Source organism: Paenibacillus sp. MDV22-iso6, assembly GCF_058408365.1.
Genome location: NZ_JBZVDZ010000006.1, coordinates 14,079 through 38,603, shown reverse-complemented (window position 1 = coordinate 38,603; position 24,525 = coordinate 14,079). Strand labels below are relative to the sequence as shown.

Sequence of the window (24,525 nt, the reverse complement as noted above, 5' to 3'; positions counted from 1 at the left end):
AGCAGACCAAGAAGCGAAAGCAAAGCGGTGTAGATATATTGTTATTTAGATGTCAATTGCCTTCCACGAACAACTTATAAGTTGTATTTCATTTTAATTCTTTCATATAATCTATTATCCGTATTCCGATTTACAATCTCTCCAATTAACTCTTTCCATTTGTTTTCAATCCACTTAGGACTTTGTTCTTTCAGAACATCCTCGTTAAATTGACTATCAATATACTCCAAATCTTGTTTAAGCACACCTATATCCTTAATCAGTTGATTTCTCGATTCTTTTTCTAGCGATATCTTATTCGATAAAATTTGGTCTATGATTTCTACTCTTATATACGTATTCATATCTCTAAACACATTATAGATTAAATAGGTTGAAGATAATTGATCTTCCCGGAAGTCGGATTTCAGAAAGACGAATGATTCTTCACCCACTTTCAAAGATACTGCCACATTTCCTAATGCGTGTATGACTGTTTCCTTCGAAGAATTGTCCTCTAAGCTTTTGATCACATTATCTAAATTGTAGATTGATTCTTTTATACCAATTTGAGTTCCATGATTCAGTTTAACCGTGTAATCAACCTTTTGATTGTCTTTGTACGCTTTGAATTGATAGTTGAAAAACATGCTTATTATCAATCCAACCATTAGTATGATTATTGCTATATTTTTTCTCATTGAATCACCTCGTAATCATGTCATTGAATTCATATAATATCTAATTTTTGTATTTCACAAATACAACATATCCCATCTACTAGTGCCTGAACTACGTATATGATAACCCATATTGTTACATTTAAGAAGGTGAATTGGCGAATAAGGGATAATTATTAGTTTCTCAAACCCTTATCCATACGGATCAAAAGAAGAAAACGATAATTGTTCAAAATTAGTAAAGGCACGGGTTTTACTCGCAAATATCCAGTTAATACACTGCAGTTTACTCGTTTTACGACATAAACAAGAAAAGATCAGCCTAAAGAGGCTGACCTTTTCTTGTTTAAAAATTAGCACAGAACTTATTACATAACCTTAATTCATTTAATCAGTTAATCAATAATTTTTTTAAGCTCAAAAATAGTTGCCTCTGATAACAAGATAAGCCTATCGTTATTAACAGCTAAAAAGCTTAAACTTACAGGTATGCTCATTTTTGTAGAAGAGTCACTTATATCTATTGCCTTTATTTCATCATTTATATGTAAGTCTGGGATATCTATTTTATAATATCTATAAAAAGAGTCAGAGTTATAGCATGTTGCCGTAATCTGATATAATGGATTTTTTAGTTCATATTGATATTTCTTATACTTTTTAAGTCCTTTTGATGAAAAAAAGTCTTTTTCGATTATAACTTTATCTCCAATAAATTTTTGCCCTGTTGGATATTCAGAAGCATCATTATATGAATTTGCAAATCCTAAAAGCTTCTCAACTTTCCAAGTTCCATAGAAATATTTTTCAGTTTCACTATCCAAGCTTATACGGTCTACCGTACAATAGTCGGATATGTTTTTTTGAATAATAGCCTCCTGAGTTTCAGGTTTAGGCTCACTAGAAGTATTGGGATTGGATGTCTTTTCAACATTTCCACAAGCCGATGCTAGCATCAACATTATCATCATACAAGCCAATATTGTTTTTTTCATATCTCACACTCCTACTATGAAGTTATGATTTCGCATGTTTACTCGCTTGCTAACTGAATTAATCCCCGTATGGATTAAAATCTTCTGTTCCTTCTTTTTATATCACCATGTGCTAAAAGCTACTTCCATACAGCGAATAATTCTTCATTGCTATATAACAAATGGGGCGATACTTTTTCTTTACTTTCCGATGACTTTATCAGTTTTCCCTCAGTGTTTTGTTCTGGTTGAGTTGTTACTTGGTTACTGGGAGGTTCGCTCTAGCAGAAATTATATCAGAGCAATTGAAGCAAGGAATGACATAAAATTTACATTATTTATGAACAAAGTTAACTTTATGTTATCTAAATCACAAACAACAATTTCCAATCTAACCCATACGCTTGCACTTGGTGACAGTGACGCTGGTATTACCCCAACTTAAAAGATTATGAATATCTAACTTGCTTTAAGCTTGGGAGGTCTGACTTTGTGGAGCCATAAACAAAATCCCACTCCATGGCCGAGTGGGATTTTGAATAGAACTTCTCTTTTGTGGAACTATCGTTTCGCTAAATCAAGGGAGAGTAGTATTGCTAACATATTTCATTCCAACTCTGAAACTGATTCGCCACTAATTATCGTACCGTTATTCTTACCTTCACAAATTTCTTTCATCGAACCTGGTTTATCGAAGTTAAACACATGCATTGGCAGATTGTAGTCTCTTGCTAAAATGAAAGCTGATTGGTCCATTACCTTTAAGTTGTGTTTTAAAACGTCGTTGTAATGAAGCGAACGAAATTTCCTTGCATCTTTATCAAACTTAGGGTCTGCATTAAGAACACCATCAACACCTTGCTTTGCAACTAATAAAGCGTCACAATTAAACTCGATGGCTCTTTGTACTGAAGGATAGTCTGTTGTAACGTAAGGTTGACCGTTCCCCCCTGCAAAAATTACAATATAGCCTTTTTCTAGATGGTGGATTGCTCTTAGACGGATGTATGGTTCTGCAACTGAAGTAATAGGTATTGCGGTCATTACTCGTACTTCTTTTTTGGTCTTGGCTTTAAGAACTCCACGAAGCATTAAACTATTTACTACAGTCGCAAGCGTCCCAATGTTATCAGCTTCTGCCCTTTCAATCCCCCAGCTTTCCGCCATATTGCCTCTGAAAATGTTACCCCCACCTATAACTAACGATACTTCAACGCCTAAATTTACTACTGACATAATTTCATCCGCAATATGGTCTAACCTTTCTGGCTCAAAACCAAATTCAGAGTTTCCTGCTACTGCTCCACCACTTAGCTTAACGAGAACCCTTTTGTACCTTGACAATTATTACACCCCCATAAAATAAAAACACTAAAGCAATAAATGCTTTAGTGTCCTAATGGAATGAAAATATGAAATTACGCAAGTCGACTGAATGTAAGTCTTCCGTTTCCACCTCATACTCCCACTCCTTCATGTTTTTTCCATCAAGTAATTTTACATTACGTGAGGCTAAATTGCAATTACCGTCAATATTAAATCTGCAAGCAATTTCAATAAGTTATAATATGATTTACGATGAGCCGTATCAAAGAGCTACCTTGCCGTTTTACGAACAACAAAAAAATCATAACCCCTCAAGCCAACAACGCCTGTTCAATCTGATCCACAATGCCATTAATGCCTGTCGGTCCATAACAGCCGATCCATGTCGCAGCATCTACGGAATGTATTTGCTGTCGCTCACCCGTATCCAGCAACCCCCACACACGCTGTTCTGTCGCGGATATCCCATCCTGCATAAGCTCATTACTGAGCAAAAAGTAGTGACTGGCTTGTACAGCCGTTAATCTATCAACCGAGATATGATAGGCTGTGTCAGCGGTATCGGATACAAATAACGGAACAGGCAGACCCAGATCACGGTACAACACAGCACCTGTACGATGAGCGGCAGAGTGAACCCGAACGAGAGAGTCCAGCGGACGAATCAATGCCACACTTTTACCTGCCAGTACTGGAGCCAGTTCTTCGGACAGCAAAGCAGTACGTCGATGATAATCCGCAAGTATACGCTTGGCCTCTGCCCGCTTGCCTGTCAGTTCACCGAACAGACTCAGGATGTTCTGCCAGCTCTCATTACGCTTGAACATAATCACTGGAGCGATCCGGCTTAACCGTTCAACGTGCTGATCATGCACCTCAGTGCAAATAATCAGATCTGGAGACAGTCGTTCCACAGCAAGCAGATCAGGGTACTCATACGTTCCGAGCAATTCGGTAGTTTGAAGTCCTGCCCTGATATATTGCGGGAAATGGAACGTTGCACTTCCTACTCCTACACTTCCCGCTGGAGACAACCCAAGCGCAATCAAATGATCGGCATACTGGACATCAAGTACAGCGATACGTTGCGGTAACTCGGTGACAGTATACTCTCCTCGCATATGGCAGATCACCGGGCCTTGGGCTGACTCATACGAAGAAGCCAATCGATTCCGCAGCAAGGAATGAGCATAGTTTGCAACTGTTTCCGAAGCGGCAGCAAGCCGATAACGCAGCGGAGGAACGCCATAATATTTCTTAAACGCCCTACTGAAATAATACATGTCACGGTAGCCCATTTTGTCAGCAATTTCCCCAATGGGAGCATCCGTATGATGCAGCATCCGCGATGCATTCTCCATGCGTAGCTGGATGACGTACTCCATCGGTCCGAGCTGCTTCTCTTGTTTGAATCGTCGCTGCAACTGTCTTACACTGCACCCAGCGAGGGCTGCCAGCTCTTTAAGCTCCAGATTCTGACGATAATGCGATGATATATATGACACGACAACATCCACCATGTCGGACTCTGCTCCGCCTTGACCACATTCATACTCCATGATCAGTTCGTAGATCATCATCTGGAGCAACGCATTGGCATGAAAACGTTCCAGCCCTTCGCCACGACGCCATTTGGCAACGATTTTTTCCGCATTCTCGATCCATTCCGCTTGGGTCACCGGATTCTGAATAAACGAAGTTTGCAGTGGGTGTTTGCGATATGAGGGTATAACATGAGAGGCTCCTTCCATGGAAGAAGCCTTATAATTGATCACTATATAATAAAGTTCGTCTGATCTGGCGGTCAGCGTGAAGGATGTGCCCTCCACCACATGACAGGCAAAAGAAGCTCCAATGTGGCAAACCTCACCATTCATTGCAAGCTCCCCTTCCCCTCCGCATGCCAGCAGCAACACATTTGAAGTTATTTCTGTTTCGCTAAGAACACTGCCTGTCTGCAAAGTACCACTATACCCGTCGAGCATCTTGATCGTCGTATCACTCCATAGACTTGTCTGTTCTTGCAGCGGCATTTCTCTCATCTCCTGACAATAGCAAAGGTAAAATGGTTGCTGTTGTCATTTTAATTGAGATTTATTCTCATTGTCAATTTTCGGACATTTTCTGCAATATTCCCCTGACATCTGATAATAAAAACAACAGGTGATCCGCTCGCTTTTGGCAACGTAGCCATTGTCTTTGCATTCGGTGAAGCGAGTTAACGGATTCTTTCTCACGCCGAAAATCTGCCCGGATGCCACCTGCGTCAGATAGGCAAAGTCTGCCTGGATGTGCTCACTTTCTTGCTCATCATCGTCTGCTTTAGGAGTATATAGCGGCCCAATGCGTACCATGATATTCTCCCAGAGGATACTCATTGAAAGTGGAGCAATCACAGCAAGCATCTTTAACAGCGGTGTAAGCTGTACCGCAAACATCTCCTCTACCACCTTTTCCCGCGAGGATTCCCTGTCTTCCGATAGTGGTTCTGCCCGAAGTCCATTCACCGCTAGAAAAGGAAATCGTGTGCCGCCCTCATGATCTGAGAGCGCCGGATGATAGAGAAAGCTGTTCTCCAGCTGAAACGAAACATGCTGATGATGAAAAGTCATCGCGGTCACCAGCGGAGCCGTCCACAGATAGCCAATTCGCTTGGCTAACATGGAAGCGGCAACATTCATGTCAGGTGTATCGATATACTCCTGAAACCAGCTGATATACTCTCGGCATGCCGCTTCGTCATGCAGTTCACTCAAAGCAATGGTACGGACACTATGTTCAGGCGGCTCACCAAGCAAAATCGAATGATCCTTCACTGTCTCTTTCCATAAGTCTGTCGAGAGATAATGGGTCATATTAATTCGATCCGAGCAGAGCTTCCGATGCCTGATCTACAATAAGATTAATCGCAAGCGGTCCGTAGTATGCAATCCACAGTGTTGAGTTTACGTCATACGTGCGGTTATTTTTCACAGCATCAAGGGACTTCCACACGGGATTACTCACCATAGCCTCTGCCTCCGCCGCAAACAGCTCATCCGACAGTACAAAATAACGATCTGCCCCGATCTCAGGAACCTTCTCCATTGAGATTTCAACAGAAGTATCATCCTTGATTCCCTCAACCAGTGCAGGCATATTCAAGCCCAGATCCTGATACAGAATAACACCTGTACGATGCTCAATCCCATGAACACGAATGCCTTCTTTACGCGGACGAATCAGCGCTACCGTCTCATCACCCAGCTTCTCCGCCAGCTTTGTCTTCATTCCAGCAACTTTTTCCTCATACGCCGTGCGCACTTTCTCTGCCTCGTCCTGCTTGTCTGTAATCTTAGCAACTGTGGCTAAAGTATCCCGCCAGTCTTCGTAGAAATCGAGTACAAGGGTCGGTGCAATTCTACTTACACTCTCATACTGCTTCTCCTGGAAATCAGTCATGATAATCAGATCCGGGGCCAACGCTACAATCGCTTCCAGATTAGGCTCGTCCCGTGTACCCAGAACCTGTACTCCACTCGGTTGATCGCCTAAGTATTCTGGAAAATCGGAGTTTCCTCCAGCGATAACACTGCCTGCCGGCTTCTCGCCAACGGCTAACATTTGATCCAGGAATTTGACATCAAGCACAGCGATTTTCTTTGGTTTTTCATTTAGGGTCAGCTCGCCCTTCATGTGTTTGATCGTTACGGGAAAAGCTCCGTCCGTCTGAGTTCCTTCATTCGCAGGTGTCTCCGCTGGCGTTGCCGCAGACGGCTTGCCGCTATCTGTACTTGTTCCGGCACCGCAAGCCGTCAGGACAAGAATAAGGGCTAACATCAAGCCCATGAATAATCGTGATTTGCGAGCAGCATATACCTTGCTTCCAGCAGCCTGCCCCTTTGTTCCTTGTTTCATTTGTAAATCCCCCTTATGTATACTGGTGATAATGATTTTCATTATCGAAACATAAAGAGAGTATATACGATCTCCGTATCGTGTTACCATGTACTTTTGCGACATTTCAGCCGGACTAATGCGACATCGTGAGCCGCTTATCCGCCCTTTAACTTTTCTGCAATGTACGCTTGCAATCGGTAGATATCTGAAAGAAGCTCTTCTTCCTCCGGCGTATTCCCATACTCCCCTAGCCAGCGCGGTGTGCGAATATGCCACTCGTTAGACATGTATTGCTGTTTATCTCGATACACTAGAACATGTTCCAAGAAATACTCCAAAGAGCCGAAAGATTGTTTATGACTATCGATGATGATGGATTGTGTTTTCTCAATGATTGCCTGTAACATGTGTTGGATATGATCTTCTGGATTCATAGAGTTGCCCTCCTTATCATCATTTCAAGATGTATAGCTTCATCCAAGCAAACTAGCAATCAATTTCTTGGATGCAAAACAGTAGACGATTGAACCGACGGGTATTTCATTCGGGAAAATTTCTCTCCCCAAACAAATACCAATATTCTTTTTACCGGCTAATGAATATAATTCACTTTCACTCATTTAAAATCCATTATATGGTTTAATAATGATTATCATCAAAATACAAAACGGAACGGTCTAACAATTAAAGATGGTAGGGATGTTATGTGAAAAGAAATGTTATCATTTTACTTCTATTAGTCATCATTATTCTAGTAGGGATTTATTGGTATGCAGACAGAGAACTCATCTCTCTTAAAACAGGATCTACATTACCATTACAATGGGAAGATCCATATAATAACCATGAAGAGCCAATTCAACTTACAGATCAAAATCAGACTTTGTCTGATTCGAAAGTGCATCTTACTAAGCTCTATTACCTGCCTAATTCAAAAAAACTGCAATTTGGCTTATGGTACAGTAAAAGAGAGTATCAACCGAATCCATCTGAAAAGATTCCAGATCGAATTTTTCAAGTTACGATCCGCGATAAAAACGGACAATTGTATAATCAAGATACCATTGTTAAAGCTGAAGGCTTGTTTGATGAGTTTCAACGCAGGTCGATTTCTATTGATTTAGACAATCAAGAATCTATAGAATTAACGATTTCCTTGATTGAACAAAATGGAACAACCGTAACCCCGATGGAGTCAACAACTATTAACGTACCTTTAGACAAAATAAAACAGTGAAAAACTTAACTTAGCAGTTACTCAACGCTTTGTGTAGGGAGAATCTTTTCTTTATTGTGAGAGTTCGAAAAAAAGAAGCCAGATATTTAATTCACTGGTATTATCCCCTCAAGGTAGACAGTGAAAAAAGAGGTCATGTTAAAATGAACTCAACACTGAAAACCGGAGGGGATTTTTGCTATGCCAGCTAAAAAAGGCCAAACCTTTAATCAATATAGTAAAGAAACGAAGAAAGAGGCTGTTCGTCTGCGATTGGAAGAAGGTTGGACATACAGTCGGATCATGGAGAAGTTTGGTATTAAGAGTGAGAGCCAGATTATTACTTGGGTACGGAAAAGCCAAAATGGAGAGAGTTTTGAGGATTATCGAGGACGTTGGACAAAGAAGCATTTTAGCAGTGCAGAAGAAGAAAATGCTTATCTGAAAGCGCAGGTAGAATATCTAAAAAAGCTCAATCCGAATTTGCACGGAGAGGGAAGCTGGATTTCGAAACCCGGTGCCAGTCCGTTCGAGAAATAAGCAAGTGGGCACCTGTGGTTTGGTTGTGTAAAATTGCTGAAATTTCTCGTGCAGGTTACTACAAATGGAAGAAGAATATCGTCCTCTGAGAGAAACGAGCAGATCGGGATGCGGATCTAAAAGCACATATTTTAGGCATTCACCGGCTTCGTCCTTATTTTGGCTACAAACGTATGCGAACCGCGTTAGGAAAGGAAGGCCTCGTGGTGAATCACAAAAAGGTACGCCGCTTAATGAGAGAACTCCAGATTCGTTCCGTGATTCGCAAGAAACGTCCATTTGCTGGCCGGAAACCGTCCGTTCTGTTCCGTAATGTCTTAAATAGAGAATTCTCGGCGGCAGCTCCTCTGCAGAAGCTCGTGACGGATATTACGTATGTCCGGATTGGGCATGATTTTGCTTATCTCTCGGTTGTGATGGATCTATACAACAACGAGATTGTAGCTTGGGAACTCTCCGAGCGAAATGACTTAAAACTCGTTATGGACACGGTGAAGAAACTGAAATGTGGACCTACCTTGCTCCATTCCGACCAGGGGTTCCAGTATACAACACAGAGCTATGCCAAGTTGCTTGAAGAGAAGACGCTAACAGGAAGCCATTCTCGGCGTGGGAACTGCTATGACAATGCATGTATTGAGTCGTTCTTCTCCCACTTAAAGACGGAGAAGTTGTATTTGGAGAAGCCTCAGAATCTGGAGCAAGCAAGGAACCAAATTACAGAGTATATTTTGTTTTACAACAAGGAACGTTTCCAAAACAAACTCGGCGACCTCTCCCCAATTGAATTCAGGGAAAAAGTCGCCGCTTAATGGAATTTCTCTTTTTTTATTGTCTACTTGACGGGGCTATGACCATCACCGGCTTCTTTTTTCTCAAGTAAAACGAAGTGCAGTATCGCCTAAAGCATGAATATGATGTGATTCAGGCATCCATGTTCTATGAAACACTAACCTCTCTTCTACTTAATTTCTTAAATGCCGAGTATTCCTGACTAGAATTTATATAACTTAATATCTTTTCCGCACATGCAGCTGAGCTAAGCTCTTCCGTGTTCACTTCCAGATCATATTCATCATAGGCGTATATGTAGTCGAACTGGGAATGGGCGAGTCCAATCGCACGATCTCCTCTGCTCTGCTCTCTTCTGGTGAGTTCTTCTTTCGAGCAGTGTACACCTACAAACAATATCGGATAATCCGATAGTAAATCATAAAAACCGTTAAACCACTTGTCATTGCTGATGACCGTATCTACGATGACATTCAAACCCATTTCCGAAAACAGTTTAATGGTTGCAAAGTACAACGAGGCGATCGGGTCAAAAAGGATATCGGTCATCACATGGTGTTCCACTTCTCTTGTTGGTTTCATATCTGGATATGTATTGTCGATAAACTGATCATAATTATGGAGAAATTGATCTACAGATAGATGATGAAATGGAATCTCTCCCTGATTTTTCATTTCCATCGCGATGCTCGTCTTCCCTGCACTTGACGTTCCGTTCAAAAATATAATGAGTCCTCGTTCCACATTAATCACCCTTATCTATGAATTTGGCAGTACCTTTCAAGTCCATTCTGAATCAAACACCGCGCCTTGCTTCATTGAACTCACCTTCTTTTAAGTTATTGAAAATATGATTTAATTTCTGTCGTATAACTTTCACGTATCCACGACCTCAGCAGATGCTGAGGTGTCCGGCTGCTCTCTACTTCTCCGGAATCCGTCCACCGGACCAAGGGCGTATGCCCGATGCGTGAATATTACGTTATAGGATTTCAGCGGCTGCATTGTATTACTATCAAATTTCTTTAACGTTCCTGATCGAGATCAATAGATTGTATCATCTGATTAATAATTGTCTGAACTCGTTTTCATTAATCTTTCGTATTGCTACATCAGAATACTTCGCTTGCTCAAATAATGGACGTGGATGCGGTACATAAAACATGGGTTTGTTTTTATACTTCTTATCTGAGGATTTTAATACCTCATAGCAATACATTTTATTCAATGCATTTTCAAAAGTACATATTAATGAGGGATTACTAATTTTTTGCTTTAGAATTCCTTTATGTCCTTTAAGTCCCCACCCAATGAAGACGCAATTTGCTTCTGAAATAGCTTCAGTGATAAATTCCCAATTGACAGACTCAAAAACAAACTGTGTCGTATTTAAGTTACTACTCTTGCCATCAATAATACTAGAAACGTTCACAACATAAAGCGCGTGACAACCTTGAACTCTTGCAACTTTGATTAATTGGTCAACCGTCTTATCAGATATATCATGTGCTGCATTGCTAGGATTCATCATAATGGCAGTAAGTACTTTTTCGCCTTGTGCCCAACGCTTTTCTAAAAAATAACGTCGTGATCCATTTGGATTAAAAACTGCATTTCCTAATATATTTGCATGGGTTCCGGTTTTAAAAGATAATTGATTGCTATTAGCCACCTGAACAAACCACAAGTCAATCACTCCTCCTATGTATGTTAATCTGGACGAAAACGATTATCAAAATAATTAGTTTTAATATAACCGAATTTACATTGTCCTTTATTTTTTTGTTTTTTTCCTTGCACAGGTTTCGTCTAACTGAAATATATTACAAATTATCTTTAAATTCATTCATTACCCTCGTAACAAATTTTGTCTTCCCATCGGTATAAGCTTTGCGATTATTTCTAAACTTATCGGACAGTTCTCTCTTCAAATTTGCATACTCTGCTACTAAAGAAGGATGCTTTCTTAATATTTCTCGAAATATTATATGTCTTTTTAATTCTTCACTTTCTTTATTGCATACGTATAGATGATGTTCGTACTTCTCATTACCTTCACTACCGTAAGGTACATATGCATCCTTTCTTGCAAATGCTTCTCTATTCTTAATTCCCAAATCACCTTCATGTACATATCCCAGTTCTTCTAGCTTATCGATTACCCCTGGCAGGTACTCCACAGATTCAATTACTACATCAACATCAATGATTGGCTTGGCTGCAAGACTCGGGACCGATGTACTTCCAACGTGTTCAATTCGTAATGCTAAACCATTAAGATTATTTGATAGAATTGATTCTATTACATTGAATGCTATTGGCCATTCTTCATTGTATTCTTCAATAATTACTGGTTTTTGATTCTTCATTCAAGTTCTCCTTAAGATTATTTACGAAGATTTCCGATAACGTTCCCTAATCAAATAAACAATGCCACTCAGAATACATATAGCCTCAATCCAATAATTGAGCTCAAAGTTCACATGATAATTATCTGGAGTATAAGGCCCGGCTGCAGCGGCCTGATATGCAGCAAATCCTAGCTTTGGAATCACTTCTTCAATTATCTTTGAGATAGTAATAATACAAATTCCCAAAATAATAAATATGAAAGAAAAGATGACTGGCAGTTGTTTCATGTTAATCAACCTCCTTCTGTTTTTTCAACTTTGAGATTTCTGATAACGTCTTTTCTACGAATTCGCTTAATGTTCCCATATATATTATTAGACGAAGAGAGGACTAATCCTCCATCTCCGACAGGTTGTCTTCAGGCTTGAGTGGCCGAGAAGCTCCTGAATCTTCTTATTTTGGTACGCAAAAAGGCAGCTTCTGCTTTACACATCGCTGCCTATTTGCTTATTAACTTTTTTCAAACAAACCTATCCAACGTTATGATTGTTCAACCTTTTATACCGCTAAATGTAATACCGCTAATAAACGTCTTTTGAAGAAAAAAGAACAAAACAATAATAGGTAATGTCATCAAGGTGGATACCGCCATTAATAGACCCCATTCGGATCCCTTTTGACTCTGAAATTGCTGCAATCCGAGCGAAACCGTGTAAGATGGTTCATTGGTTAAATAGAGCAAGGGGCCCATGAAATCAGTCCAGCTCCCCATAAATTGAAACAATGCCACGGCTAAAACGGCGGATTTGGCTAGTGGAAACATGATCTGTAAATATATGCGGAATTCACTAGCGCCGTCTAAGCGGGCCGCTTCGCGCAGGGCATCAGGCAGTCCCATGAAAAACTGTCGCAATAGAAAAATGTAAATGGGCACTCCAAAAAATTGGGGTACAATCAGTGGAAGAGATGTTCCTACCCAACCTAATTTAGTAAACAACAGGAATAGAGGAATCATCGTCACCTGTCCGGGAATCATCATCACAGCAAGGGTCACAAAAAAAAGTATACCTCTCCCACGGTACTCTAACTTGGCAAAACTATAGGCAACCAAGGGACAGGATATGATCACACCAAGCGTACTAACGATTGTTATAATCGCCGTGTTTTTCAGATATGTCCAGAAAGGGATATACTCAACGGCACGGGAATAATTACTCCACAGAATTGGATGCGGAATCCACTCTGGTGGGAATGTAAAGATTTGTGTGAGTGGTTTAAGAGATGTGGAAAGCAGCCAAATGAACGGAATAATGAAAAATGCAGAAGCAACAATTAGACATACATAGGCTAACGCACGATTGATTCTTTTGATAGCGGTAGGATTCATCCCTTACTTCCCCCTCCTTATTTCCCTTGATAATGAACCCAGCGTTTAGACGTAATAAAAATAATTCCGGTTAATGCCATTACGATAATAAATAAGATCCAGGCCATTGCGGAGGCATAACCCATTTTGAAATACCTGAATCCGTTCTCATATAAATACATGACGTAAAAAGTCATGGAATTTGCAGGAGTTCCTTGCCCTTTGGTCAACGTATAGGGAAGAGTAAACTGTTGGAATGCACCGATCATTCCCATGACAAGGTTGTAGAAAATAACGGGAGTGAGCAAAGGCAGGGTTACCTTTCTCGTTTTCTGAAACCAGTTAGCTCCATCGATTTGCGCTGCTTCATAGTATTCATCAGGGATGTCTCCTAATCCAGCAAGGTAGATGACGACGGCTTGCCCAATACCCCAAAGCGACATCAAGATGAGCGAAGGCTTGGACCATGACTCACCACCAAGCCAAGAAGGTCCATCGATACCGATATTCGCTAACATCCCGTTCACCAATCCGAAGTTTGGATGTAACAGCCACATCCACAGAACTGCCAAAGCCACTTGTGGAACAAGTGTAGGCAAGAAAAAGATCGTTCTGAATATAGCCATCCCCTTGACCTTCATATTCAACATCATAGCGAGTGCCACACCGAAAAATATACTTAATGGAACAAAAAATACGGTGAAATAAAGCGTGTTGTATATGGATTTCCAAAACAGAGGATCATGGAAAAGATCTATATAATTACTCATTCCGACAAATTCACCAGGCTGCAGAATGCTGTACGTAGTGAAGCTGAAGTAGATGGACATTAGCATCGGAATTGCATAAAAGCATAGCAGCCCTATAGCCCAAGGTGAAGCAAACAGCCACCCAATCACGTTAGTTCTGTGGAGTGCTCGTTTCCTTGCCGATGGAATTGCGTTTACTTGAACTGAATCGGCCAGTTTCGCCATTTGCATTCTCCTTCCAATTGTCATTCATTAATAGGCAAGGAGAGAGAGTTCTCTCCCTGCCTACCTAGCACCTATTTGTCGTATTTTTCTAAAGCCTTATTAATAGTCTCTGTTACTCTATCCAGGTTCTCTTTCGGAGTACCGTTACCGCGGGTAGCCTTTTCCGTAGCGGAAGCTAACTCATTCCACAACAGCTGTCCTTCAGGAATAACCGGGCGGTTGTGTGAATTTGGCAAAATTTCAATAAATTCCTTCATAATCGGATCGTCCTTGTAACCGTACTTGTCGTTAATCGAATCGATAACAGAAATTTGAGAGTCAGCGTTTAATAACGTTTGCCCCTCTTCTTTTCCTAAGAATTCGAGGAATTTCCAAGCAGCAGCAACGTTCTTGGCGCCTTTAGGGATAATAGCGGACCCGCCTCCCGACCATGTCGTAAAATTAGTACCTGTTGGGGTCGGTATTGGTGTAACACCGTAATTTAAATCCGGCTTAAATTTTTCGATACCCTTCACCGTAAAGTTTCCACTTATCTTCATGCTGACTTGACCGGAAATGAACGGATCCATTTCCTCCGTGCCAGCTGCGCTTGTGAATCCGGCAATATCCTCAACATTGTATTTTTTGCCGAAGTCGGTCATCCATTGTAGCGCTTCAACGACTTTAGGATCATTTGCAGTAATTTTGCCGGTGGCAGCGTCCTGGAATTCTCCTCCAAATGCCCATCCCCAAGTATACAGCCAGCCTTGCGAATACCATGGGATGAACCCGATCCGTTTGAAACGTTTACCTTCCTTAATGGTTAACTTTTCGGCGGCCGCTTCAAGCTCGGCGATCGTTTGTGGTGGTTTGTTGGGATCGAGCCCTACTTCTGTGAAATGATCCTTATTGTAAAATAGCAGGCGAGAGTCCGTATCCATCGGCATTGCATAAAGCTTTCCTTGATAACTGGACTCCTCCCAAGCAAATGGATAATACATTTCCTTAAGAATTCCAGATTCTGCTGCCATCGAGGATAAGTCAGTCAAAGAACCTTGCGCAGCCCAAGTACCGACCTTAAACCGGTCGAAAAGTGCAACGTCAGGAGGATTGCCGCCTGCGACTGCAGTCAGCAGCTTCTGATCGGATCCCTCGCTGGATTCTGTATAAACCAATTTCATTTTGATGGTAGGGTTTTTCTCTTCAAATGCCTTCACGACTTTATTCAAATTATCTAAATCAATGGAGGTAAGACCATGCCACATCGTAACCGTTGTATTCCCCTCTCCGGCCTGATCACTTGAGTCTCCCTTCGTTGAGCAAGCGGTTACAAGTAGTGACATAGCCAGAAAGTAAACAAGAATTGGAAATGCGAATTTTTTGGATCTCCTCATTCAAAGTCCCCCTTAAGTTAAATTAATTAGTTTAACTTGAATTCCTATAGAATCCACTCCATTTTCTGATCAATCCACATTTTATGTAAGCGCTAACAAGACTGGTGATATGAACTATTCAAATCAGAAAATGACGAACAAAGTGAATTGGTTATAAGAATCCTGCTGGCTATACTAATTATACTAAGTATATTAATATGACATTACGAAGCATGTCAATTGCAATATTACGACATAAATATTCATGACGTATGGTTATAATTAGATATATAAATCGACGTTTCAAGGTTCGTTAATATCCCAAGTCAGGAAGGTCCATGCTTCGAAGTTTATATTTCTGATATCAAAAAAGGTGCCGATAAGCCCCCGGGGACTTCTCGACACCTTGAACAATATGCTTGCTTTTGTTGAGCTGCGCTTGTATTAACCCTACCTGTTATTTTTCACGACCATACGATGTTCAATGATGTTCAGCTCGGGAACTGCTGTTCCATGCAACTGAGAGATTAGCATATCCACTGCCAATTCACCCATCTGATTCTCATCCTGCTTAATATGTGTGAAGATGGGTTGACCTAAGTGATCGTTCAGGGAGTCGAAACAAACAATCTCAAATTCCTCCAGAGATTTCCCCATCGAGTGGATGACTTGAGCCAGCATGGTAGCTATTAGAAATTCCGACGCGACGAACGCCTTTACATCAGGGTTTTGTTTCAAAAAATGCTTTACTGTTTCTTTATCACTTTCAATCGCTGTTCCGTTTATGTTCATGGGAAGGGTGCCCTTCAAGTTCGTCAATACATAATCTTTGTTCAAGTTCATTCCTTCTTGGGTGAAGGCAAACGTATATCCGAGCAGCCTTTCCTCCAATGTTGACGTGTTCTCTTCCGGCGGAGATAAAAAGGCAATTTTTTTATGACCTTTGCTAATCAGATGACGCGTAAGATCCATGGCTGCTTTCTTATTGTCTGTGTATACCGAACAAACCGGAATTCCTTTTAGATATCTATCGACCAAAACAATTGGAAACCGATCTAATACAAGTCGAAGCAGCTCCGAATTATAGTGTTGACCATGAATGGGGGTCACGATTAATCCTTTGATGCCCAAACCAATAAATAAGTCGATCGCGCGTTTTTCCTCATCCCGATCCCCGCAAGTTCGCTTAATAATGAGTTGATAATTATGCTCAGCACTCCGCTTTTCCATCGATCTAAGAAGTTGTAGGCCAAACTCGTCAGAAAAATTCGGTATAATAAAACCGATCAACCGCTTATCATCCTCAGGCACCAAGGTCGTTTTTACCTCTGAATAGTGCTTCGGTTCTTGTCCTCCAATTATACCATCGGACACATATGAGCCTTTTCCTTGTATTCGTTTAATAACCCCAGAATCCGCCAATTTCTCCAAAGCCTTTTTAGATGTAATACGACTGACGCCAAATTTTTCAGCCAACTCTTTTTCAGAAGAGACTCGGTCTCCTTCTTTTAATCGACCTTCTTTAATCTCTTGTACAATAGAGACATATATCTGCTCGTATAAATGCAATTCCACAAAACCACCCTGACATCATAATATTAGTATACTAAGTATATTACACAAGAAGTAATTCGCAAAGTTACTCAGATTACCGGCGAACTTCTGTGGCATGGCGTTTTCCAAGTCTATTGTGTCAGACCTCTCCTTACAGTTAGACCCCCTGGTAGGGTCATGGAATAACTGGCCCTAAGTCGACAGCCGATTCCCGTTTATCTTAGTGGATGCGATGGTATTGAAGGTCCGTGAAGAAAACTCTCGAACCCCAAACGAACAAAAAAAGCCGTCCCTCAAAATATATTCCTACCTTGAGGGGCAGCTTATCGATACACTGCTGATTATTTAGATAGCTCTTCCTTCACCATAAGCTGACGGGCATATTCATTCAAATCGATAGACTCGCCCCCGTTCAGCCGCGACTTTTCAGCTGCGAATGCGATCAGATGGCTCCGGACGGAAGCTGAAGCCGATGTCAGGCTCTCCTGGCCGTTATAGTGACGCACCTCATTCAGAAAATTTCTCACAATGCCGCTGTCTCCCCCACCATGGCCACTGGTTTGTGAAGGGATTGTAATTTCTGTTTTTTGATGTGTCAAAAAGTCGTACACCGTAATTTGATCTTCCTCACCACGAAGTTCTCCTTTCGTCCCCATGATCTGGATTCTACGTTCCTGCTCAAATGTAAAGCCGCACATACTGAACATGGCCGTAGCTCCACCTTCAAATTCCATATTCACAACCTGATGATCTACCACATTATTGTCACTCCGGTATACACACCGGCCGTAAACGGTATCACGCAAGCCCTGTATGATATTCGTTTTCGTCAGCTCCTGTGTAAAATGTCCTGCCCAACCCCTGAACTGGTCACTCAAATAAAATCTTGGTGCAGAATACGCACAGGTTGGTTCTACAGCACAATCCAAGCATCGGTCAGCGGAACCTTCCGGTGCATTGCCTTCATGAAAATGTTTAAGAGATCCGAACGAACTGACCTTAAGGCAAGGCTGATCCACGAGCCAGGATAATACGTCCATATCATGGCATGACTTGGACAGGATCATCGGGCTGGATGTGTTGGAATTGTTCCAATTTCCCCGCACGAAGCTGTGGGCAATATGCCAGTAACCCACATTCTCATTCAACTGAATGGAGACAATTTCTCCGATACGTCCTTCTTGTATCACCTTCTTGATTGTATTCCAGAACGGTGTGTACCGCAGCACATGGCAGATCGTCAGCAGCCGATCATTATCTCTGGCCGCTTGTTCCATCTCAAGACATTCCTTTGGATCAGGTGACATTGGCTTCTCCAGCATAACATGATACTTCTTATCTAAAGCCTGCATCGTTGGACCATAATGCATTCTGTCCTGTGTACAAATAACCGCAATATCAGCCAGCTTAGGTTCAGCCAACAGGGGCTCCCAAGTCTCATAACAGTGTTCCGGCGGAATCCCGTGCTTCTCAGCAAATCTTGCTCTTCTCACTGGATCGGCTTCGGCAACCGCAATGAAGGTAAGCTCATGCGGATAATCAAGTGCATAGGGTGCATAGCCACCCGCTCCCCTCGCACCTGCTCCAATCAGGACTGCTTTCATTTGACTCATATTTGTTCACTCCTTTATGATCTGAAATCTACGGATGAACCTTCTAATCCGCTTGGGTATAACGGTCTGCTGCTGATTGATAGATGGCTACATATCGTTCTACGCCCATCTTTTGGAGAGCTGCCACATACTGATCCCAATTGTCAAAGGATTCATTTCCAGTAATGAATTTGTCACGCATTTCATCTACATACGTTTCAATATCCGTTTGGAAAGTGGTCAGATCCCGCTGCTCTTCCTGCGTGAAATTAAATGGAGGCCAAATTTGATCTTGTGGTAAGATGTGAGACTCTGCTTTTTTTGCATTTTCAACCGAAGTTGGCAGACCTTCAGCTCCCTTGAAGTATTTCTGCTTCACAAAACCAGGGTAGTACCCACCCGGCCAAATCAGGTATTGACCTACTGCCTGGTCCAGATTAAGGCCATCCGGGTTGTTTTTGATATTGTCGACATAGTCTACGTTACCGTCTGCGTCTTCTTTATACGTCTCATCTTTCCATCCCATGAAGAACGTCTTGATGCCCTCATCGCTGTAGAAATAATCCATCCAGCGGATCATGGCCTCTGGGTTTTGGGCTTTATCTGTAAGTACGAACATCCCGATATTACCGAGTGGAGAACCATAGGCATTGTATGTCTGATCGCCATGAGGCCCCTTCAGTACTGGCATGCCAACATAACCTCGCTGATTGTATATCGCAACCGGATCGACATTATCAACGACTCCGATCAGGCCTTCCATACCTTTAGCATCCACTTCCGTACTCTTAACAGATACAATATCCTGCTCGAGCAATCCGTCCTTGTAGAGCTTATTCACGAATTGTAGCAGCTCCTTGTACTGGGGATCGGTTGGAATAAAGCGTACTTTATCCGTCTGAGGATCTGTATCAATGTTAATGTTGGAGGTTCCATGATTATTCAACCCAAATGAACCTCTCAGGTAGTTCACCACACCAGCCGTCCCCACACCGCCCCAGGCTATCTCGTCCTTCTGCCCGTTGCCGTTCGGGTCCTTTTCTTTAAAAGCTTTCAACATAGTATAGAAGTCATCTAATGTCTGCGGTTCCTGCATACCTAATTTATCAAGCCACTCTTGCTTCACCCAAGGTGTCCCGTACAGAACCGACTTGAATTCCGGATCATACAAGGTTGGCAGCCCATATATGTTACCATCCGGCATCGTAATCCCTTTGCCAATAACCGGATACTTCTTCATTAGTGCCTTAAAGTTAGGCGCGTATTGGTCGATCAGATCATTCAGAGGAATGAATGCACCTTGCTTGCCGTATTTCAGCAGATCCGATCTGGAAAACGCCGAGGCGTAGAACAGCTCTGGGTAAGCGCCGCCTGCCAGCAGGAGATTGCGTTTTTCCTTCAAATTATCCTTCTGCACCGTATCCCACTGGATATGAACATTGGACATCTTCTCATACTCTTTCCAGAGTCTAAGATCGTTCCAGTCTGCATTGGCAAAAAACTTTCCGGCAAATCCGCTTACTGTAATGGTGTCATTTACGATCGGAAATCCGCTCGCATTGACTTTGCCATTGGCAGCTCCTTTATCCTTGCTACTTCCCGAATCAGCATCCTTAGAATTGCACCCGGCCAGCATCGAAACGGACATGATACAAACCAGAGCGATACTCCCCCACTTTTTGAGTGTCATTCTTATTCCTCCCTTTGTCCCATCGTTATCCATACAAGGAATCATCCTTTAATGGCACCAATCATTACGCCTTTAACAAAATATCTTTGCAGGAAAGGATAAAGCAGGAGCACCGGTATATTGGCAACGACGAGTACAGCATATTTGATGCCCTCCACTTCCCTTTGCTGCTTAATTGCAGACTCGGTTGACATTTTGACCATATCGTTCGTCTGCCCTTGAATCAGAATTTCCCGCAAAATGAGTTGAAGTGGAAACTTGTCCTTGTCTGACAGATACAACATTGCGTTAAAGAAGGCGTTCCAGTGCCCAACAGCATAGAACAGAATTGTCACCGCGATAATGGGCATGGATAATGGCAGGATAATCCGGGTTAACGTTTGAATATTGGAGCAGCCATCAATCGTCGCCGCCTCATGCAACTCATTTGGAATCGATTGCTGGAAGAATGTCCGCATAATGATGATGTTCCAGATCGAAACGGCATTTGGAATGATCATGACCCAAAATGTGTTTAACATGCCAAGGTTTTTGATTAGCATATAGGTTGGAATTAGTCCGCCACTGAAGAACATCGTGAAAACAAACAGGGCCATGATGGCATTGCGGCCAATAAAATCCTTTCGAGATAGCGGGTATGCCGCCAGAATCGTCATGACAAGATTAATCAACGTCCCCACTGACGTATAGATCAGTGTATTGGTATAACCTCTGAGGATATCTTTGTTCTGAAAAATCTTCTCATAAGAATGGAGATTGATCCCCTTGGGCCATAGGAACATTTCACCACGCAGGACGGCCTGCGGATCACTGAACGAAGCACTTAACACAAAAACAAGCGGGTAGATAACAATGAGCGTAATTATAATTAACAAAAAATGGTTAACTATATTGAAAATACGATCTCCTCTAGATTCAACAAGCATGCATCAGCAACTCCCTTACCATAGGCTCGTTTCACTCATTCGTTTTGAGATCTGGTTAACAGTGACTAATAAGATGAAATTGATTATGGAGTTAAACAGACCAATCGCCGCCGAGAAGCTGTATTCAGCATCTTGTATCCCGCTCCGGTAAACGTAGGTAGAGATAATGTCCGAGGTTTCTAAATTCAGTGTGTTCTGCATCAGCAGGACTTTCTCGAAACCAATACCCATGATGCTTCCGATGTTTAAAATGAACAAAATGATAATTGTCGGCATAATACTCGGTATATTAATATGCCATATCCGCTGCAACCGGGTTGCCCCATCCACACGCGCTGCTTCATGAAGCTGAGAGTCCACGCCAGCTAATGCCGCCAAATAAATAATCGAGCTCCAGCCCATGGTCTGCCATACATCCGACATCACAAACAAGGTCTTGAACCAGGAAGGCTCAGATAAGAAATTAATGGGATTACCGCCAAACATACCAATGAAGTGATTAATGATTCCGTATCGAGGCGATAAAAACATCATCATCATGCCTACGACCACGACAGTTGATAGGAAGTGCGGCGCATAGGTAATGGTCTGAACAAATTTTTTAAACTTTTCCGCCCTTACCTCATTCATCAGAAGCGCCAAAATGATAGGGACTGGAAAACCTACTGCCAAGCTGTACAACCCAAGTCCAAGCGTATTTTTAATTAATCTCCAGAAGAAATAACTGTGAAAAAAACGTTCAAAATGTTCAAAACCGACCCAGGGGCTTCCCCAGATTCCCTTCGTTGCAATGAAATCCTTAAACGCGATTTGAATGCCATACATCGGCAAGTACTGAAAGACAAGGTAATAAGCAACAACTGGTGAGATTAACAAATAAAGCTGCCAATTTCGTAAAATCGGGTTCCACTTTTGACGTCTTCTTCTCTTCTTTTCATGTACTGCATTCATTGCAGGTTGTACAGTTGTATTGGCCATGAACATCCCCCCTGGAATCGTCACTACAATTCTGCCTGGCAAAATGTCTTTGTGTTAAACCACCAGCGTCCTTACGCTGCTCGAAGCAGTTCCCACCTTTCTTTTTTGATTTCTGATCTTCTTTGATTTCTGAGATTTGATTTGAAGTACTTATATGTTAGAAGTTATTACACAAAGTGAGTGGATAACGTTAATAATGAGTTCATCATCTGACGCAAGGGGATTTGTTTTTTTGGATGTATATTTGGATATATATTTGGTGCTAGTTTGGAATATATTATATGTAAATGGGTAGGTATCAGTTTGGATAATAGTTTATAAGAGTTTTAGAGGTTTCTTGTATATTTTATATAAACATTGATTTAAAGGGGATGAAAGCGCAATCAATAATTTGCTTTAACATATAATTTTAGCTGCTGGCTAAATCCAAAAACATAAAAAATAACGCCAAACGTTTAATTTCATACATCATAATATAGCCCATAGACGATTGTCAAACATTTTTTTGGTTTTATTTGGATTACTTTTGGCTAAAAAAACAAAAAAAAACCACGCGGATGCATTCCTCGTAGGTTTTATATGACAATTATCTGAATTTATATGTAATATAATATCACACAACCAACTAGTCATTTGTACGATCATAAACAGATGATTCCCTCACAATAAGGGTGCTGGGCAACAAAACTTTATGGAGAGATGAATAACGCCCTTCCAGATAATCGTTAATTAATTGTGCTGCCACTTTGCCGATTTCATATTTTGGAACTTGCACGGACGTCAGAGGTGGTGTCGTATACTGCGCCATAGAGATATTATCCATGCCCACGAATGCTATATCTTGAGGGATACGGCCATTTTGTTCAACCACTGCCCGCATCGCAGGAATAGCGAGCATATCACTTGCACAAAAAATGGCCGTCGGCCAATCAGACTTGGGCGTCTCGATCAGGAGATCCGTCAGTCTGCTGTAGCTGAGATTCACATTCCAGTTGGTGTTGATAATCCAATGTTCATTCAGATTCAGGTTTGCTTCCAGCATGGCAAATTTATAACCGACATACCTTTCTTCGCTCTCTATTTGTTCCGAATATGCGGGGCCACCGATAAACCCAATCCGGGTATGGCCTTGCTCGATCAAATGACGGACTGCTGTGCGAGCAGAAAATATTCGGTCACAGTCAACGACCGGTACAGTAAGTCTTTCGTCATTGAGACTTACACCCAGTACAGTGATATTCTCTTGCTCAAGCAGCTCAAACAATTTTTCATCGTACCAGCTGATTGCGACTATACCTTGAGTACCCGTTTCCTGAAGCATCATCTTTATCCGTTCGGTGTCACCAAGTTCTTCGCAAGTGCGGACAATTGCTGGAGGCAGCCCCAGTTCCGTCATTTTAACGTGAAAACCAGTCAGTACCTGTGAAAAGTACGGATGATCATCCATCAAAATCTGTGGCACGATACAAGCTATCCGTTTGGCTGAGGTAATCTCTTTGCCAATGGATTTGGAGGATTCATCCAAAATGTATCCCAACTCAAGAGCAGCTTCCCTAATTTTTCGCTTTGTCCCTTCATTGACCGGTCGATTGGTATCATTGCTGATCGCACGCGAAACCGTTGATATGGATACGCCTACACGTTCTGCGATATCTTTTAATTTTGGCATTACAGCACCTCCTCTTGCTCTCTTTATTTGGAGCCAAAATTCATGTTTTAGCAATGATCATATCATAATATTGTAATATTTTGGCGTCAATTAAACAAGCCGCGATACGAGTTCTGTTATACTATCAACACTTCCCCCGAGACTGCCCTTTTTCCCTTAATTCCTAGATGGCCGAGCGATTTGATGAATTCCTCGCCGCCCACTCAATGCCAATCGGACAGCAGAGATGGTTTAGGGGATGATCCATACATTCAATTTAGGTTCCCACTGTCTGACTGTAATCTGGTGAATACGATGAATATATACAAGGTTGAATGGAATGCGAATGATTGTAGAAGCCTTCTTTCATGCTACCATCCCTGTTTGCTTTAACATCAGCCATATCTCAAAAAGAGCTTAATTCAACTGTTGAAAAGCGGACAGGCTCTAGAACAAAAACCTAACAAAAATTGTTAGGTGAACTTCACTTGTATATGTATCTTTTTATCTGATACTCATTATAAATAGGACTCGTTCATTGATAAAATTTTATTTTCAATTATGTAATTCTAATGTTTTCAGATCAATAATAAAATTTTGTTGTTTCAGAATATCCAATCAAGAGCCTGTATCTATAATTACATCATCTATTCTTAATATTCTTCCTCTAAATGTAACGGTAAGTGACGTTGTAATTAACTGACCAT

General features: G+C 41.5%; 23 protein-coding genes and 2 pseudogenes. 4 read left to right on the top strand and 21 right to left on the bottom strand.

The features are described 5' to 3' along the window. Positions 1-74: 74 nt before the first annotated feature. Both AC4PM4_RS17345 and AC4PM4_RS17340 read right to left on the bottom strand, forming a co-directional pair. Positions 75-680, bottom strand: coding sequence for an oxidoreductase (locus tag AC4PM4_RS17345; RefSeq protein WP_491614116.1), 606 nt, complete (start codon positions 678-680; stop codon positions 75-77). Positions 681-1,054: 374 nt separating this feature from the next. Further along, a complete protein-coding gene (locus AC4PM4_RS17340) occupies positions 1,055-1,654 on the bottom strand; it encodes a hypothetical protein (protein ID WP_491614115.1) in 600 nt (199 codons plus the stop codon). Positions 1,655-1,844: 190 nt separating this feature from the next. Between AC4PM4_RS17340 and AC4PM4_RS17335 the strand changes: the two genes are divergently transcribed. Next, positions 1,845-2,078 carry a hypothetical protein gene (locus tag AC4PM4_RS17335; RefSeq protein WP_143764757.1) on the top strand — a complete coding sequence of 78 codons (234 nt, stop codon included), beginning with the start codon at positions 1,845-1,847 and terminating at the stop codon, positions 2,076-2,078. 161 nt (positions 2,079-2,239) lie between these two features. Here AC4PM4_RS17335 and pyrH read toward each other — a convergent pair whose 3' ends face one another. From pyrH to AC4PM4_RS17310, 5 genes are all read right to left on the bottom strand, one after another. Beyond that, positions 2,240-2,977 (bottom strand): UMP kinase, encoded by a 738-nt coding sequence (gene pyrH, locus AC4PM4_RS17330; protein WP_491614114.1) that lies wholly within the window; start codon positions 2,975-2,977, stop codon positions 2,240-2,242. Between the two features lie 293 nt (positions 2,978-3,270). Beyond that, positions 3,271-4,992, bottom strand: coding sequence for a helix-turn-helix domain-containing protein (locus AC4PM4_RS17325; RefSeq protein ID WP_491614113.1), 1,722 nt, complete (start codon positions 4,990-4,992; stop codon positions 3,271-3,273). Positions 4,993-5,037: 45 nt separating this feature from the next. Next, positions 5,038-5,814, bottom strand: coding sequence for a (2Fe-2S)-binding protein (locus AC4PM4_RS17320; RefSeq protein ID WP_175383816.1), 777 nt, complete (start codon positions 5,812-5,814; stop codon positions 5,038-5,040). Position 5,815: 1 nt separating this feature from the next. Further along, positions 5,816-6,856, bottom strand: coding sequence for an ABC transporter substrate-binding protein (locus AC4PM4_RS17315; RefSeq protein WP_491614112.1), 1,041 nt, complete (start codon positions 6,854-6,856; stop codon positions 5,816-5,818). 137 nt (positions 6,857-6,993) lie between these two features. Beyond that, entirely contained in the window at positions 6,994-7,272 is a 279-nt protein-coding gene (locus AC4PM4_RS17310; RefSeq protein ID WP_376032244.1) for a hypothetical protein, read from the bottom strand. A gap of 272 nt (positions 7,273-7,544) precedes the next feature. Here AC4PM4_RS17310 and AC4PM4_RS17305 point away from each other — a divergent pair, with 272 nt between their 5' ends. Both AC4PM4_RS17305 and AC4PM4_RS17300 read left to right on the top strand, forming a co-directional pair. Further along, entirely contained in the window at positions 7,545-8,075 is a 531-nt protein-coding gene (locus AC4PM4_RS17305) for a hypothetical protein (protein WP_491614111.1), read from the top strand. Positions 8,076-8,255: 180 nt separating this feature from the next. Further along, positions 8,256-9,406, top strand: a pseudogene (locus AC4PM4_RS17300) (IS3 family transposase). A 127-nt stretch (positions 9,407-9,533) separates the two neighbouring features. Here AC4PM4_RS17300 and AC4PM4_RS17295 read toward each other — a convergent pair. The 9 genes from AC4PM4_RS17295 to AC4PM4_RS17255 form a co-directional block, all read right to left on the bottom strand. Then, the gene (locus AC4PM4_RS17295; protein ID WP_491614314.1) at positions 9,534-10,130 is read right to left on the bottom strand and encodes a chloramphenicol phosphotransferase CPT family protein; all 597 of its coding nucleotides are present in this window, start codon (positions 10,128-10,130) and stop codon (positions 9,534-9,536) included. 132 nt (positions 10,131-10,262) lie between these two features. Next, positions 10,263-10,391, bottom strand: coding sequence for a hypothetical protein (locus AC4PM4_RS17290; RefSeq protein ID WP_491614110.1), 129 nt, complete (start codon positions 10,389-10,391; stop codon positions 10,263-10,265). A 52-nt stretch (positions 10,392-10,443) separates the two neighbouring features. Next, complete coding sequence (locus tag AC4PM4_RS17285; protein ID WP_491614109.1) at positions 10,444-11,073, bottom strand: DUF1643 domain-containing protein; 630 nt, start codon at positions 11,071-11,073, stop codon at positions 10,444-10,446. Positions 11,074-11,209: 136 nt separating this feature from the next. Then, positions 11,210-11,755 (bottom strand): GrpB family protein, encoded by a 546-nt coding sequence (locus AC4PM4_RS17280; RefSeq protein ID WP_491614108.1) that lies wholly within the window; start codon positions 11,753-11,755, stop codon positions 11,210-11,212. A 21-nt stretch (positions 11,756-11,776) separates the two neighbouring features. After that, a complete protein-coding gene (locus AC4PM4_RS17275) occupies positions 11,777-12,025 on the bottom strand; it encodes a hypothetical protein (protein WP_491614107.1) in 249 nt (82 codons plus the stop codon). A gap of 263 nt (positions 12,026-12,288) precedes the next feature. Further along, positions 12,289-13,125, bottom strand: a complete 837-nt coding sequence (locus AC4PM4_RS17270) for a carbohydrate ABC transporter permease (protein ID WP_072734216.1) — start codon at positions 13,123-13,125, stop codon at positions 12,289-12,291. Between the two features lie 17 nt (positions 13,126-13,142). Beyond that, complete coding sequence (locus tag AC4PM4_RS17265) at positions 13,143-14,078, bottom strand: carbohydrate ABC transporter permease (protein WP_063564007.1); 936 nt, start codon at positions 14,076-14,078, stop codon at positions 13,143-13,145. A 71-nt stretch (positions 14,079-14,149) separates the two neighbouring features. Continuing rightward, the gene (locus AC4PM4_RS17260) at positions 14,150-15,451 is read right to left on the bottom strand and encodes an ABC transporter substrate-binding protein (RefSeq protein WP_491614106.1); all 1,302 of its coding nucleotides are present in this window, start codon (positions 15,449-15,451) and stop codon (positions 14,150-14,152) included. A 429-nt stretch (positions 15,452-15,880) separates the two neighbouring features. Beyond that, entirely contained in the window at positions 15,881-17,005 is a 1,125-nt protein-coding gene (locus tag AC4PM4_RS17255) for a GntR family transcriptional regulator (RefSeq protein ID WP_491614105.1), read from the bottom strand. Positions 17,006-17,062: 57 nt separating this feature from the next. Between AC4PM4_RS17255 and AC4PM4_RS17250 the strand changes: the two are divergent. After that, positions 17,063-17,240, top strand: a pseudogene (locus AC4PM4_RS17250) (transposase); the annotation flags it as partial. Positions 17,241-17,325: 85 nt separating this feature from the next. On the opposite strand, the gene AC4PM4_RS17245 reads toward AC4PM4_RS17250, so the two are convergent. The 5 genes from AC4PM4_RS17245 to AC4PM4_RS17225 all read right to left on the bottom strand — a co-directional run bounded on the left by AC4PM4_RS17245 (position 17,326) and on the right by AC4PM4_RS17225 (position 23,839). After that, on the bottom strand, positions 17,326-18,597 hold the full coding sequence (locus AC4PM4_RS17245) for a Gfo/Idh/MocA family protein (RefSeq protein ID WP_491614104.1): 1,272 nt from the start codon (positions 18,595-18,597) through the stop codon (positions 17,326-17,328). Positions 18,598-18,640: 43 nt separating this feature from the next. After that, positions 18,641-20,266, bottom strand: coding sequence for a type 2 periplasmic-binding domain-containing protein (locus AC4PM4_RS17240; protein ID WP_491614103.1), 1,626 nt, complete (start codon positions 20,264-20,266; stop codon positions 18,641-18,643). Positions 20,267-20,307: 41 nt separating this feature from the next. Further along, positions 20,308-21,192, bottom strand: coding sequence for a carbohydrate ABC transporter permease (locus tag AC4PM4_RS17235; protein WP_113051434.1), 885 nt, complete (start codon positions 21,190-21,192; stop codon positions 20,308-20,310). A 15-nt stretch (positions 21,193-21,207) separates the two neighbouring features. Beyond that, positions 21,208-22,170 (bottom strand): ABC transporter permease, encoded by a 963-nt coding sequence (locus AC4PM4_RS17230; protein ID WP_079695359.1) that lies wholly within the window; start codon positions 22,168-22,170, stop codon positions 21,208-21,210. 625 nt (positions 22,171-22,795) lie between these two features. Further along, positions 22,796-23,839 carry a LacI family DNA-binding transcriptional regulator gene (locus AC4PM4_RS17225; RefSeq protein ID WP_491614102.1) on the bottom strand — a complete coding sequence of 348 codons (1,044 nt, stop codon included), beginning with the start codon at positions 23,837-23,839 and terminating at the stop codon, positions 22,796-22,798. Positions 23,840-24,525 lie beyond the last annotated feature (686 nt).

Excerpts from the sequence above, each read along its gene's own strand:
- AC4PM4_RS17315 (WP_491614112.1), bottom strand. The coding sequence starts at position 6,856 with ATGAAACAAGGAACAAAGGGGCAGGCTGCTGGAAGCAAGGTATATGCT.
- AC4PM4_RS17260 (WP_491614106.1), bottom strand. The coding sequence starts at position 15,451 with ATGAGGAGATCCAAAAAATTCGCATTTCCAATTCTTGTTTACTTTCTG.
- AC4PM4_RS17240 (WP_491614103.1), bottom strand. The coding sequence starts at position 20,266 with ATGACACTCAAAAAGTGGGGGAGTATCGCTCTGGTTTGTATCATGTCC.
- AC4PM4_RS17235 (WP_113051434.1), bottom strand. The coding sequence starts at position 21,192 with ATGCTTGTTGAATCTAGAGGAGATCGTATTTTCAATATAGTTAACCAT.
- AC4PM4_RS17325 (WP_491614113.1), bottom strand. The coding sequence starts at position 4,992 with ATGCCGCTGCAAGAACAGACAAGTCTATGGAGTGATACGACGATCAAG.
- AC4PM4_RS17265 (WP_063564007.1), bottom strand. The coding sequence starts at position 14,078 with ATGGCGAAACTGGCCGATTCAGTTCAAGTAAACGCAATTCCATCGGCA.
- AC4PM4_RS17275 (WP_491614107.1), bottom strand. The coding sequence starts at position 12,025 with ATGAAACAACTGCCAGTCATCTTTTCTTTCATATTTATTATTTTGGGA.
- AC4PM4_RS17340 (WP_491614115.1), bottom strand. The coding sequence starts at position 1,654 with ATGAAAAAAACAATATTGGCTTGTATGATGATAATGTTGATGCTAGCA.
- AC4PM4_RS17335 (WP_143764757.1), top strand. The coding sequence starts at position 1,845 with ATGACTTTATCAGTTTTCCCTCAGTGTTTTGTTCTGGTTGAGTTGTTA.
- AC4PM4_RS17310 (WP_376032244.1), bottom strand. The coding sequence starts at position 7,272 with ATGAATCCAGAAGATCATATCCAACACATGTTACAGGCAATCATTGAG.
- AC4PM4_RS17245 (WP_491614104.1), bottom strand. The coding sequence starts at position 18,597 with ATGAGTCAAATGAAAGCAGTCCTGATTGGAGCAGGTGCGAGGGGAGCG.
- AC4PM4_RS17280 (WP_491614108.1), bottom strand. The coding sequence starts at position 11,755 with ATGAAGAATCAAAAACCAGTAATTATTGAAGAATACAATGAAGAATGG.
- AC4PM4_RS17270 (WP_072734216.1), bottom strand. The coding sequence starts at position 13,125 with ATGAATCCTACCGCTATCAAAAGAATCAATCGTGCGTTAGCCTATGTA.
- AC4PM4_RS17230 (WP_079695359.1), bottom strand. The coding sequence starts at position 22,170 with ATGGCCAATACAACTGTACAACCTGCAATGAATGCAGTACATGAAAAG.
- AC4PM4_RS17290 (WP_491614110.1), bottom strand. The coding sequence starts at position 10,391 with ATGCAGCCGCTGAAATCCTATAACGTAATATTCACGCATCGGGCATAC.
- AC4PM4_RS17225 (WP_491614102.1), bottom strand. The coding sequence starts at position 23,839 with ATGCCAAAATTAAAAGATATCGCAGAACGTGTAGGCGTATCCATATCA.
- AC4PM4_RS17320 (WP_175383816.1), bottom strand. The coding sequence starts at position 5,814 with ATGACCCATTATCTCTCGACAGACTTATGGAAAGAGACAGTGAAGGAT.
- AC4PM4_RS17345 (WP_491614116.1), bottom strand. The coding sequence starts at position 680 with ATGAGAAAAAATATAGCAATAATCATACTAATGGTTGGATTGATAATA.